We start from the raw sequence: 12,082 nt of genomic DNA on the forward strand, positions 1-12,082 counted from the left end.
TCCGCATGTTCGGTTGACGATCAACCGAACATGCGGAGCTTTCGCGTTGACTAATGGGCCGCAGCCGGACGTTCCTTCGCTTTATCCGACTCGTTCGCGTTGCGGGTCGCCGCTTCGCGGTCCTCCATCAGTTCTTCGATCGTCTTCGTCTTGAGACGGGCAGCGCCGCGATAATCGTTGCGGGTCGGCACCAGGCTGCCCGCGGCCAGACGTTCCTTCGCCGCTTCGATCGATGCGCCGTATTGGGGCAGCCATTGCGCCTGCGCGACCAGCATCTCGTCGACCATCTGCCAAATTTCCTTCGGATTGCACACCGCGCCGACCAGCGGATCCATCATCATCGCTTGGCGCAGCAGTTTATCGTCGCCATGAACGGCGGCTTCGACGGCCAGGCGCTGCACCGAGATGCTGACGTTGCACACGGCGGCGCAGCCGAGCGGCAGGTCGCCCACTACCGGCATGTTGATGCCGTTGCGGTCCACGTAACCGGGCGCTTCGATAATCGCGTCGTCCGGCAGGTTCGTGATGACCCCGTTGTTCACGACATTGAAGTGTCCGCGATAGACGCGTCCCGTCTCCAAGCCCTCGATAATATAAGAGCCGTGCTCTTCGCCGCGGTTCTCGGCGACATACTTCACCGGCTCGGCTTTCATCCAATTCGGGAAATCGGTCTCGAACCAATTGCGGCCTTCGGTGCAGACGCGCAGGTAGCCCCCGGTCTCGCCGTTGATCCAAGAACCCAAATCGATCCAGTCCTTGATCTCTTCGGCGCGTTTGCGGTACCACGGCACGTATTCGCTCAGGTGGCCGTTCGATTCCGTGGAATAGTAGCCAAACCTTCGCATCATGTCGATGCGGACCTTCTCCGTCTGCACGAAGTCCGGAACGCTCTCGAACGCGTCCAGCAGATCGCCCGTTCTGTCGACGCCGTTCGTCTTGACGGAGATGTACCAGGTCTGATGGTTGATGCCCGCGCAGATGATGTCGACGTCCTTCTTCGACAGCCCGAGCGCGCGCGCGATTTGATGATGGCCGCCTTGCACGCCGTGGCAAAGGCCGATCGTGCGCACGCCGCCGTACTTGTTGCAGGCCCAAGTCAGCATTGCCATCGGATTCGCGTAATTGAGCAGCAGCGCATTCGGCTCGGCGACTTCGCGGATGTCTTTGCAAATCTCGAGCATCGCCGCGATGCCGCGCTGACCGTACATGATGCCTCCCGCGCAGAGCGTGTCGCCGACGCATTGGTCGACGCCGTATTTGAGCGGGATGTCCACGTCATGCTGGAAGGCTTCCAGCCCGCCGATCCGCACGACGCAGAAAACGTAGCGCGCATCCTTCAGCGCCGCGCGACGGTCGGTCGTCGATTGAATCTCGATCGAGAGGCCGTTCTCGTTGACGTCCCGCTGGACCAGCTGCGTGACCATATCGAGATTATGTTCGTTAATGTCTGTAAATGCAACTTGAATGTTCTTGAACTCCGGCACCGCCAGCAGGTCCCGCATCAAGCCGCGCGTAAATCCGATGCTGCCCGCACCGACAAAAGCTACCTTAAAGGACATAAAAAAAGCCTCCTATTCGCCATTTGGGTTCATGAATCTCACTACCCCCATTGTAGCAGGCGAATAAAGAAGGCGTTTCCACATTTGCAACCGGTTTAATCGCGGAATGTCAACTATTTAAACTTGCGCACTGGAGAACGACTGAATGGACGCCTTGGATTTCCGGTAGGCGGCAGGCGACATCCCGGTCATTTTCTTGAACAGCATGCTGAAATATTGGCGGCTGTTCAGACCGATATAATCCGCGACCTCGATGATCGGCACATCGGTCCGGGCGAGCAGCATCTTGGCCTTCTCCATGCGCAGCTCCGTCAAGTACTCGGTGATGGAGACGCTCATGTTCGCCTTGAAGATGCGCTGCAGGTAGACCGGATGCAGATTGACCGCCGCCGCAACGTCTCTGGCTTGAATATCGCAGTCGTAGTGCTGATGAAGGTATTCGGCCGCGATTTGCACATAGCGGTGAATCTGGCGCTCCGCCCCGTCCTTCGCGTCTTCGGCCGCCAATCGCGCGACCCGGACGAGCAGTTGGGAAATGAGCAGATTCGTCATGTTTTCCCTGGATGCGCCCGATCGGCCGATATCCAGCTCGAGCACGAGGCTCTTCAGGATATGCTGCACGTCCGCCGAATCCCGCAGCACGACGGTCCCTAACCCGCGCTCGAGAAAAGCCGCGAATTCCGCGTCGTTGTCCGACAGCTGCTTGGCGGACGGGTAAATGCCGCCGCAAGGCTTGAACGTGAACTCGACGTTCAGCATCCGGCACGGGCTTGCCTTCTCGACGATCAGCTTATGGGGGATACCGGCATCCAGCATGATCAGATCGCCCTTGCGCAGCGCCACGGCGCCGTCATGCGTCTCGACCGTGCAAGTGCCGGACATGACGTACATGAATTCCGTCCAATCATGCGTATGGAAGCCCATATGAAAATCATCCCATTGCTTGTAATAGTACGCGACGATTTTCGGCCGGTAATCCCCGCTCCCCCGCCATTTCGCGTCGTAGATGCCTCCTGCTTGCATGGACGTCCCCTACCCTTCCATGGCCCTGCCCCGCGCTCTGCGCTGCAGCAGCACGAAAATGCCGCTCACGATCACTCCGGCGATAACGCCGATCGCGAGATCGTGCGTCGCGACGACCGCCGCGACCGTAATGACCATGACGACGGTCTCGCTCACGGGCACTTCCCGCATCTTAAAGATTGATTTCCAATCGAATATCGCGGCGCATACCATCAGCATGATGCCGACGAGCGCAGCCATCGGAACGAGCGACAGCAGATCGCCCAGCACGACGACGAGCAGCAGCAGGAACAACGCCGCCACGAGCGTCGACAACCGGTTGCGCCCGCCCATCTTCACGTTGAGCACCGATTCCGCCACGAGCGCGCAGCCGGCCATGCCGCCGAAGAAGCCCGCGATGAAATTCGCGATGCCTTGCCCGCGCATTTCGCGGTTTTTGTCCGTCTGCTCGCCGGTCGTCCCGTCCAGCAGATTTTGCGTCAGCATCGTTTCGGTGAAGCCCACGACCGCAAGCGACAGCGAATACGGCAAAATAATAAGCAGCGTTTCCCACGAAAACGGAACGTCCGGCAGCAGGAACGAAGGCAGCGACACGTCGATCGCCGCGATATCGCCGATGCGGCTGACGCCGTGCATGCCGAACGCCCAGACGACGAACGTCAGCAGCACGACGGCCGCCAGCGGCGATGGCACGGCTTTGAAGAACCGCGGCAGGATATAGATAATCGCGAGCGCCGCCGCGCCGAGCGCGTACATCGTCCACGAGGCATGCTCGAAATAGCGCAGCTGGGACAGGAAGATCAGAATCGCCAGCGCGTTGACGAATCCCGTCAGCACCGGCTTCGGCACGTAGTTCACCAGCTTGCCGAGCTTGAAGGCGCCCATCAAATATTGAATGATACCCGTCAGCACCGTGGCCGCGAACAAGTACGCGATGCCGTGCTCCTTCACGAGGGTCAGCATCAACACCGCCATGGACCCCGCGGCGGCGGAGATCATCCCCGGGCGGCCGCCCAGAAACGTAATGACCAGCAAGATGCAAATCGAAGCGTAGATGCCGACCGTCGGCGGAACGCCCGCCATAAACGAGAATGCCAGCGAATCCGGGATTAAAGCGAGCGTTGCCGTAATGCCCGCCAATACGTTCAATTTCACGTCCGTCGTCCATTGATTACGCCAAGAACCGTTCAAACCTTCACCTCTAACCGTAAGTTTGTCCGCGTGCCTTCCATGAAGACATGAAGCTTGCTCTAACGGTTAGCATAACCCCCTCGATGGAGCAGGTCAACGTTCATTTTTGGCAGAAAGACACAGCATTATGGCGTGTAAGGCGACGATATGCGCTCGGCTATCCTGGACCGGATGAATAAGCTAACGTATTGATAGAGTGCGCTTTTAACCGCTGGTATGGCAAGTTGCTTCTATATATAGAAGATAAACAAAAGTCCAAGCTCGCTCGTTTAGAACGTGCTCGCCGGATGCGTATCCGGGCACCAGCGGGCTGTTCGGTAGTGCTGGATCAGGACGCCGATCGCTTCTTCCGTGCGAAGCGCCGTAAGGGCTTCGAACGAATAGGCGCGCGTATAGCGGTCCTTGCTCGCCAGACCGGCCCGCAATCCGGAGACGACCAGTTCGGGATCGCCGAGCTTGCCGATGCGAAGCAGCGAGAGCGCCGCCGTGTAACCCAGCTTGTTCGCGATATACGCCTGATTCGCGACGTACAGGTTCGAATTGCCGTCGCTTGCGCCGGCTTCGGACTCCCGCTCGACCGACTCCCGCAGCAAGCGAACCAAGGCCGGAATCGTCTCGTCCGCGCGTTCGCCGATCATGCCAAGCGCCTCGGCCGCATTGCGGCGGACCCATTCGCTCTCGTCTCCGAGCGCTTCGATGAGCGCCGGCACGGCCGGCGAAGCCCCGGCCCCGTTCATGCCGAGCGCGAATGCCGCGAGTCCCCTGCCGTTCTCCTCCGCCTGCCGGAGCGCTTCGACAAGACCGGGCACGGCAGCCGCGCCGGCTGCTTGAATCCCGTAGGCCGCGCGCTGCGCCGCCTGCTTCGAGCCCCGCTTCATCAGCCCGAGCAGCGCTTCCGTCCCGGAAGCGCCGATGCGGCCGAGCGCATAGGCCGCGTTCAATCCGACATCCTCGGCCGCGTCCGATACGAGCCCGGCAAGCTTGGCGGCGCTGCCCGCCCCGGCTTTGCCTATCCACCCAAGCCGGTCGGCCGCGCGGGCGCGAACGACCGCATCCGCCGCGGACAGCGCCGCATTCAGCTCATCCGGCTCGCCAAGCTCGAAGGCTTCGCCCGCTTCGGCCGGTTTCCCGTCGCGATCCCCTCTGAGCCAATTCCACGTATCCTGCCACAAGACCCGATGTCCGTCCGGCGCGTCGACCGGAAAATCCGGCTCGCCGTCCGCATGGTTCCAGCTCGGCAAAACCGGCTCCCGCAAGCGGACGAATTGGAATTTGAGCATGTAGCGGTCGAGACCGGAGGTGTTGAGCGACGCTTTATGCCAGAGGTCGAAATGGACCAGGGCGATCGTGCCCGCCTTGCCCGTCGGCAGCACCGTCTCCCGTCCCGGGAGCTTCTCGCTGTACTGCGAGCCCGGCATGACGGCGGTCGGTCCCATGTCCTCCGTAATGTCCTGCGTGTAATAGAACATCATCACCCACCACGGACGGTGGCTGCGCATCGCCGACCAATACCCGTCCTTGTGCCATTGTCCGCCGCCCGGCGCTTGATTGCCCGGCTGATTATAATGCATATGCCGGTGCGGGTGCATATAATAGTCAGGTCCAAGAACGCTGGTCAGCGCGCCCTTTACGACCGGCGTGTCGAAGAACTTCCCGATGTCCGGCACGCGCGGCAGTATATTGTTGCCGGGATTGCCCTCGTTTTGCAGCGCATAGTCGATTTGGCGCATGACGCCGCGATGAAGCTCCTTCGGCAGGTCATTTTGCAAAACCAGGTAGCCGTTGACGATAAAGTCGGCCATCTGCTGATCGGAGAGCAGATTGAGTTCGTTGTTCATGGTATACAACCCCTTCGGTTGGCGAATAGATGTGCTATAGTTAATGTAAGCGAGCGGACAGCTTTTGTATTTAGCACACAGTCAGCTAGTTGCACGATCGTCAGGTCCGTTTATGGGCTGCATAACCCGCTATGCTCATTCAAGCCAAGGAAGGGCTGGACTTGCCATGAATTTCGCCTCATTCCATCCCTATGTCTACTACGCGACGAGATACGCGTTCTCGCCGGGGCAGACCAGCCTGTCCCGGCACTGTTATTCCGCCTCGATCTACTTCGTGACGGAAGGAAGCGGCGTTCTCCGCTTGCGGGGACGCGCGCATGACGCGCGCCCCGGCATGATGGTCTACATCGAAGCCGGCCAAAGCCATGATTGGATATCGAGCAGCGATGCCCCCATGACGCATGTATGCTGCTACTTCGACTGGCAGTTCGTCGACCGCTCCGCGGCCTTCCCCGACGTTGCCGGTCCCATCGCGTACGATGCGGCCCTGCTGCAACGGGAACTGCTCGGAGCAGCGTTTCCTTACCCGATTCCGGAGATCGCGGATGTCGGCGCCTCGCTCCGCAGCTGGGTCGAGCTGCTCCAACGCTGCTACACCTCGAACGCGCATACGACCGAACGGACGTTTATCCGCAGCATGGCGGCGCAGGCTCATTTTCTCCAATTCATCGAGCATTTCCTGAACGTCTCGCTGCAGGAGCATCAGATCCCGGACCCCCGAATCACGAAGCTGCTCGCGCAGATCGAGGAGGATCTGCTGAACGGCCGCCGCGTGCAGCCGGAAGACTACGCGGAGCTGCTCGGTTTAAGCCGCGGCTACTTCTTCGAGCTGTTCAAACGGACGACAGGCGCGACGCCGATCCGTTACATGAACCAGTTTCTCGTCAACCGGGCCAAGGACGACCTGCGGTCCTCGAATCTCAGCATCCTGCAGATCGCCGAAAAATACCATATCAGCTCCGTTCATTATTTCTCGCGTCTGTTCCGCCAGTATACGGGCAAATCGCCGCAGTCCTTCCGGTCGGAAGGCTGAAAGTATGGCTAATTAGGCTGCCTAAGGCGGCTGACCGAGAAGACATGCTGAGATGCAGGTTCACGGCCTTCCCACGTCTAATCGGCAACAAAGCCGCCATGCCAAAAAGCGGCCGGGGTCCGAAACCCCGGCCGCTCCTATCGCCGCCTCGACGGCGACTCCCTAAACCGCTACCCGCTGTGCACGTCCGCCCGGCGGAAATAGAAGGCGATGAAGACGAGCGGCACGACGAAAGCGAGCGCCATCGTCGAATACCCGATGGACGCGGAGTTATGTCCCGGCGACATATTCGTCGCCAGATTCAGCGTCGCGCTCCACGGATAATACATGATGTACTTGGACTGCATGATCGTCAGCTCCGAGATAACGGCGAAGATGCCGAGTCCCATGGCCGGGATATAGCTCCGCCAGAGCAGCGCGACCGCCGCCGAGATCGGCGTGAGCGCGTATTGCAGCATCAGCAGCAGGGCGTATTTGCCGGCTTCCTTCCCCAAGATCGACATCGTCAGCGTATCGCCGGCGCCGTGGAAGAAGAAGCCCGTCCCGAGCATAAGCAGGAAGGTCAGCAGCATCACCGCCAGCAGCACCGGGAACGCGATGATGAATTTGGCCGTCAGCACGCGGAGCCGCGAGTGCGGACCCGTCAGCATGTTGTTGACCGTTCGCTCTTGGAACTCGCGCGCGAACAAATAACCGATCAAGAGCGAGAATAAGGCCGGACACATCAACATTGCCATGATTTGCAGGTTGGTCTCGAAATAATTGACCCAATCCAACGACTTGCTGTCGCTCGCGCCGTTCAACTCGACCAGAAACACGAGCAGCGCCGGCAGCACCGCTCCGAGCAGCATCAGCCACAGCATCCGCGACCGCTTCCACTTCATCCATTCGCAGGCAATCAAATCAACCACGCGCGCCGCCTCCTTCCACTAAGCGTACGAAGTAATCTTCCAGCGAATCCTTCATCGCGACCAGGCTGCTGACCTCGATGCCCTCGCGGACGAGCAGCCGGTTCATCTCGCCGGGCTGCTGGCCGTCGTCATAGACGCGGAGCCAGCCGTCGTCCTCCATCCGGACATCCCGAATGCCGAGCTCATCCCGCAGCAGATCCTGCGACTTGGAGAAATCATCGACCTGGAGGCCGATGTACTGGCGATTCTTGTGCTTCAGCGCCGTCATCGTCGACTCCTCGAGCATGACCCCGCGGTGGATGATGCCCACCTTCGTCGCCAGCTGCTCCACCTCGCTCAGGATATGGCTGGAGACGAGGATCGTGATCTTCCGCTTCTGCGCCAGATCTTGAATGAGCAGCCGAATCTCCTTGATCCCCATGGGATCGAGTCCGTTCGTCGGCTCGTCGAGAATGAGCAACTCCGGTCCGTGCAGGATCGCCCGCGCGATGCCGAGCCGCTGCTTCATGCCGAGCGAGAAGTTGGAAGCCTTGCGGTTCCGCGCATCCCACAATCCGGTCGTATGGAGCGCCTCCTCCATCGCATTCTTGTCCTGGATGCACATGAGACGGCGATGCAGATTCAGATTCTCGATCGCCGTCAGGTTGGGATAAAAGCCGGGGTATTCGATCACCGAGCCGACTTTGCGCAGCACCGCGTTGCTGCCTTCGCCGACGGACTCACCGAACAGCTTGACCGTGCCCGAGGACGGCCGGATTAGTCCCATCATCATCCGGATCGTCGTCGTCTTGCCGGCGCCGTTCTGCCCCAGGAAACCGTAGATATCGCCTTGGTTCAGCTGCATGTCGACGCCGTCGACCGCCTTGACGCCCTTGTAATGCTTGCATAAGCCTTGCACTTGCAATACCGGTTGTGCCATATTCGCCTAACGCTCCCTCTCCCGTATTCGTTTATGCGATGTCTTTGTTCTTGAACGCCCTGCAGCCCAATGCGAGCAGCGCGATCAAGTAGATAACCGTGTAGCCGATGAACGCCGGACTCGGCACGTTCGACGGCGAGAACGGTCCGAGCGAGCTCATGATATCCGGCAGCAGCGGCAGGTCGATGCCCTGGATCGTCTCGTACGTCATCCTGGAGAACAGCGAGTTCGACGGCATCACCATCGATACCCCGAGCGAAATGCTGCTCAGCGTTTCGTTGCCGCCCTTCGCATTAATGATCGATTCCGCGAAGCTGCTGAACAGCCCTAGTCCGTAAAGCATCGCGCAGGCGACGCCGTTGCCGAGCATGGGCAAATACGCGGAGCCGAGCAGCGATACGGCGAGCAGCAGCAGCGGCCCCCAACAGAACAGCAGCCAGGTCTTCACCAGACTCGCCGTCTGCATCGGCATGTTCGCCATTTCATGCACCGGCAAATAAATCATCAGAAACAGCACCGTGCTGTAGAGGAAAATCCAGAACCCCGTGCCGAAATATTTGCCGAGGTACAGCTTCCACCGCGGGATGGGCCGCGCCAACACCGCTAGCATCAACCCGTTCTCGACCTCGCCCGAGATCGTCCCCATCGTCGCGAAGAGAACCAGGAAGGCCACGATCATTCCCGCGAACAATAGGCCGAGCATCAGCATCGTCATGCCTTCGAGAATGTTCTCGAAGGGCAGCTGGACAATGCTGTGACCGCGATGCGTAACCTTGTACAGCCCGAAATTGAACAAGGCGACGAACAGGAGGGTCAGCACGGAAGCGACCAGCACGATTTTTTTGCGAAACAGCTCTTTTCCCGCGAATGCGATCCACATCATGCGCGCAACCCGCCTTCCACGCTGCCGGCGCCGGACGGTGCGGCTGCGCTCGACATGGACAAGAACCATTCCTCGAGCCTGCCCTGGACCGGCTTCACCTCGTAGAGCGTAATGCCTTCCTCCATCAGCAGCCGATTCAAGTACCCGATCTGTTCGCGGTTTTGCGCCGTTATGCGGAGCACCGCGCTCCCGTCAGGTTCCTGGATGCCCGCCGCCAGCGACATGCCGGGCAGCAGGCTGCGGCCGACCGATTCCGCCAGCTCCGGCTGCCAGCCGCCGACCGTGATATCCCAGCTCGTGCCGGCATGCAGCAGCTCGCGCATGGAGCCGACGGCGCGAAGCTTCCCCAAGTGAAGAAACGCGACCTCGTCGCATACGGCTTCGACGTCTTCCAGCAGATGCGTGTTCAGAAACACCGTCTTGCCTTCGTCGCGCAGCCGTTCCAGCAGCTGCCGCACCTCGTAGCGACCGACAGGGTCGAGCGCGGACGAAGGCTCATCCAGTATGATCAGCTCGGGATCCATGAGCAGCGCGCAGGCGATGCCGAGCCGCTGCTGCATGCCCTTGGAGTAATTCCGCACGCGATCCGCGCCGCGGTCGTTCAAGCCGGTGACCCGCAATACCTCCTTGATGCGCGAGGCCATGCGCGAGGAGCGTGTCTCGCTCAGCTTCAGGCCGCTGAGTCCGGCATGGTAACGGAGCACCTCTTCTCCCGTCAGCCATTCCTGAAAACGGAAGAGCTCGGGCAAATACCCCAGCTTCCTCCGCGAGTCCGGATGGCCGATCGGCTTGCCGAGCAGCATTCCGTTGCCGGCATCGGGGGTCAACAGGCCGATGACCATTTTGACGAACGTGCTCTTGCCGGCCCCGTTCGGACCGAGCAGGCCAAAGACTTGGCCCTCTTTTATTTCCAAGGAAATATCCATGCAGCCGGTGCCGGATGCATAGGTCTTCGTCAGTCCTCGTGTCTGAAGCATCATGTTCCCATCAATCCTTTGGCTTCCTTCATAATGTCGTTATCGGTCGGATAGTCTTTGAGCGAGCCGGTCAGCATATACATCCAGTCGTTCTGCAGCCAGATGACCGAGCGGTCCCAGGACGTGGTCGATAGGATCGCGTCATTGCCGTCGATGCTGACCGTCCGGACGTCCTTGCCGGCGCCGTCCATCGTCGGAACGGGCAGCGTGTGGCGCCAATCGCCGATCGCGGACAGTTTGGCGCGCAGATCGTCGGGCAGGATCGGCAGTCCGAGCACGGCTCGGCGAATCTGCTCGATGTCGACGTCGTCCGGCACGTCGATCGCGGGCGACGGCAGCTGCATCAACTGCTTCGAGCCGAAGCCTTCCGAATCCGGGACGTCCATGGTAAAGCTGCCCGGCATGACCAGCTTGATCGGCGCGCCGTCGATGGACGCCGGGAATTGTTCCTTCCCGCCGAGGAGCGCGATCAGCTTGTTGATTTCTTTCGGGTGCAGCTTGAACGTGATCGATTGCTCCGGCATGTAGTCGATCGTCTTCGAATCCGCGCCCGGCAGCGCCTTCAGCGGACGACCGGCCAGCTTCTCGGCTTCCTCCGCATCGATCTTGCGCTGCGTGCCGCCGCCGGTTTGTTCGATCTCGCCGTACAGCCTCAGATCCATCTGGCGCGTGCCGAGCGTGCCGTTCTCGAGCGCCTGGCGGAAGCCGTTCATGTCCGACTCGGTGAACGATATCGTCTCGAAATGCTGGACCCGGAACGTGCTCAGCATGCTCGCCATGACATCCTGGCCCCAGGACGTGAACAGCATCACGCCCGCGATTGCCGCCGCGGCCGTCGCCGTCGCCCATCTTCGCTTGGTCCGGTTCCGCTTCCGCGCCGGCACTCGCACGGCTTGATCCGCCAGCTGACCGTCCGCGTCCATCGCGAGCGGCAATCGGGCATCGGGCATCGCATTCAAACCTTGCTTCTTCGACATCGTCGCACTCTCCTCTTCATTCGCGCTATACTGTGCATCCGACTTGCTGCTTTCAATTTCAGCCGTCGACCCCTGGTCCGGCCGTTCCCGCCAGGCTTCCGGCACCGGCTCGTTCCGGACGGCGCGAAACAAACGGCTCAGCGCTTCTTCGACCTGTTCGTCCGTTACGTCCAGATCGTGCGCGCCTCTCTCCGATCGTTGATCCTTCATGAGTCCATAACCTCCTCCGTCGGCATGTTTTTCTTGAAACGGTTCGTCGCCCGCGTCAGGAGCGTCCCGACGATCTTGGGATTCACCTGCAGCGCTTCGGCGATCTCGGCATGGCTGTATCCCTGTTCCTTCATTAATAAAGCGATGCGGTCGCGCTCCGACAGCTTGCTCAGCACGCCCCGCACGACCTCCCGCTCCCAGTTCTGTATGACGGCCGCATCGTTGGCGGGATGCGCCTGCTCCTCGGACATCGCTTGCGAGAGCTGCTTCTCCGCCAGACTCGATTCGCGTCCCGATTTCCGGTAATGATCGTATACGATGCGCGTAAGTACCCGGTGCAGCCAAGCGCCGACCCGTTCAAGGTCTTCCGGCGGATTGCGGTACAGCCGCAAAAACACGTCCTGCGTCAAATCCTCGGCGGCGGCGCGGTCCCCGACCAGCAGGGTGATTTTGCGCAGCACGATCGGGTAATGCTCGCGGAATACCGCCTGAAATCCGGCCGGCCCTTCCTCTTGCGGCATAGGATTATCGCCTCCTTCATGAATTAAGACGATGCATGTC

11 protein-coding genes are annotated in these 12,082 nt (G+C 60.4%); 1 reads left to right on the forward strand and 10 read right to left on the reverse strand.

Annotated elements, in window-relative coordinates:
* Positions 1-50: 50 nt before the first annotated feature.
* The 4 genes from melA to GT019_RS08635 form a co-directional block, all read right to left on the reverse strand.
* The gene (gene melA, locus GT019_RS08620) at positions 51-1,559 is read right to left on the reverse strand and encodes an alpha-glucosidase/alpha-galactosidase (protein WP_161742704.1); all 1,509 of its coding nucleotides are present in this window, start codon (positions 1,557-1,559) and stop codon (positions 51-53) included.
* A gap of 117 nt (positions 1,560-1,676) precedes the next feature.
* Positions 1,677-2,582 carry an AraC family transcriptional regulator gene (locus GT019_RS08625; protein WP_161742705.1) on the reverse strand — a complete coding sequence of 302 codons (906 nt, stop codon included), beginning with the start codon at positions 2,580-2,582 and terminating at the stop codon, positions 1,677-1,679.
* Between the two features lie 9 nt (positions 2,583-2,591).
* Positions 2,592-3,773 (reverse strand): SulP family inorganic anion transporter, encoded by a 1,182-nt coding sequence (locus GT019_RS08630; RefSeq protein ID WP_235947265.1) that lies wholly within the window; start codon positions 3,771-3,773, stop codon positions 2,592-2,594.
* 269 nt (positions 3,774-4,042) lie between these two features.
* Positions 4,043-5,611: a HEAT repeat domain-containing protein gene (locus GT019_RS08635; protein ID WP_161742706.1), complete on the reverse strand. Its 1,569-nt coding sequence runs from the start codon at positions 5,609-5,611 to the stop codon at positions 4,043-4,045.
* Positions 5,612-5,777: 166 nt separating this feature from the next.
* On the opposite strand from GT019_RS08635, the gene GT019_RS08640 reads away from it, so the two are divergent.
* Complete coding sequence (locus GT019_RS08640) at positions 5,778-6,644, forward strand: AraC family transcriptional regulator (RefSeq protein ID WP_161742707.1); 867 nt, start codon at positions 5,778-5,780, stop codon at positions 6,642-6,644.
* Between the two features lie 170 nt (positions 6,645-6,814).
* Here the strand turns inward: GT019_RS08640 and GT019_RS08645 are convergent, their stop codons facing one another.
* From GT019_RS08645 to GT019_RS08670, 6 genes are read right to left on the reverse strand one after another with little or no spacing between them, the layout of a single operon-like run.
* Positions 6,815-7,555, reverse strand: a complete 741-nt coding sequence (locus GT019_RS08645; RefSeq protein ID WP_161742708.1) for an ABC transporter permease — start codon at positions 7,553-7,555, stop codon at positions 6,815-6,817.
* Positions 7,548-8,474, reverse strand: coding sequence for an ABC transporter ATP-binding protein (locus GT019_RS08650; RefSeq protein WP_161742709.1), 927 nt, complete (start codon positions 8,472-8,474; stop codon positions 7,548-7,550). Before GT019_RS08650 ends, GT019_RS08645 begins: the two co-directional genes overlap by 8 nt.
* Before the next feature lie 31 nt (positions 8,475-8,505).
* Positions 8,506-9,357, reverse strand: coding sequence for an ABC transporter permease (locus tag GT019_RS08655; RefSeq protein ID WP_161742710.1), 852 nt, complete (start codon positions 9,355-9,357; stop codon positions 8,506-8,508).
* Positions 9,354-10,337, reverse strand: coding sequence for an ABC transporter ATP-binding protein (locus GT019_RS08660; protein ID WP_161742711.1), 984 nt, complete (start codon positions 10,335-10,337; stop codon positions 9,354-9,356). The genes GT019_RS08655 and GT019_RS08660 overlap by 4 nt, the downstream gene beginning before the upstream one ends.
* Positions 10,334-11,521 carry a hypothetical protein gene (locus GT019_RS08665; RefSeq protein WP_161742712.1) on the reverse strand — a complete coding sequence of 396 codons (1,188 nt, stop codon included), beginning with the start codon at positions 11,519-11,521 and terminating at the stop codon, positions 10,334-10,336. Before GT019_RS08665 ends, GT019_RS08660 begins: the two co-directional genes overlap by 4 nt.
* Positions 11,518-12,042, reverse strand: coding sequence for a sigma-70 family RNA polymerase sigma factor (locus GT019_RS08670; RefSeq protein ID WP_161742713.1), 525 nt, complete (start codon positions 12,040-12,042; stop codon positions 11,518-11,520). The genes GT019_RS08665 and GT019_RS08670 overlap by 4 nt, the downstream gene beginning before the upstream one ends.
* Between the last annotated feature and the right edge of the window lie 40 nt (positions 12,043-12,082).

Source organism: Paenibacillus glycinis (assembly GCF_009909185.1).
Taxonomy (GTDB): domain Bacteria; phylum Bacillota; class Bacilli; order Paenibacillales; family Paenibacillaceae; genus Paenibacillus_Z; species Paenibacillus_Z glycinis.

What these genes read in the sequence shown, in the direction of transcription:
- melA (WP_161742704.1), bottom strand. Translation starts at nt 1,559, where the DNA reads ATGTCCTTTAAGGTAGCTTTTGTCGGTGCGGGCAGCATCGGATTTACG.
- GT019_RS08625 (WP_161742705.1), bottom strand. Translation starts at nt 2,582, where the DNA reads ATGCAAGCAGGAGGCATCTACGACGCGAAATGGCGGGGGAGCGGGGAT.
- GT019_RS08635 (WP_161742706.1), bottom strand. Translation starts at nt 5,611, where the DNA reads ATGAACAACGAACTCAATCTGCTCTCCGATCAGCAGATGGCCGACTTT.
- GT019_RS08640 (WP_161742707.1), top strand. Translation starts at nt 5,778, where the DNA reads ATGAATTTCGCCTCATTCCATCCCTATGTCTACTACGCGACGAGATAC.
- GT019_RS08650 (WP_161742709.1), bottom strand. Translation starts at nt 8,474, where the DNA reads ATGGCACAACCGGTATTGCAAGTGCAAGGCTTATGCAAGCATTACAAG.
- GT019_RS08655 (WP_161742710.1), bottom strand. Translation starts at nt 9,357, where the DNA reads ATGATGTGGATCGCATTCGCGGGAAAAGAGCTGTTTCGCAAAAAAATC.
- GT019_RS08660 (WP_161742711.1), bottom strand. Translation starts at nt 10,337, where the DNA reads ATGATGCTTCAGACACGAGGACTGACGAAGACCTATGCATCCGGCACC.
- GT019_RS08665 (WP_161742712.1), bottom strand. Translation starts at nt 11,521, where the DNA reads ATGAAGGATCAACGATCGGAGAGAGGCGCGCACGATCTGGACGTAACG.
- GT019_RS08670 (WP_161742713.1), bottom strand. Translation starts at nt 12,042, where the DNA reads ATGCCGCAAGAGGAAGGGCCGGCCGGATTTCAGGCGGTATTCCGCGAG.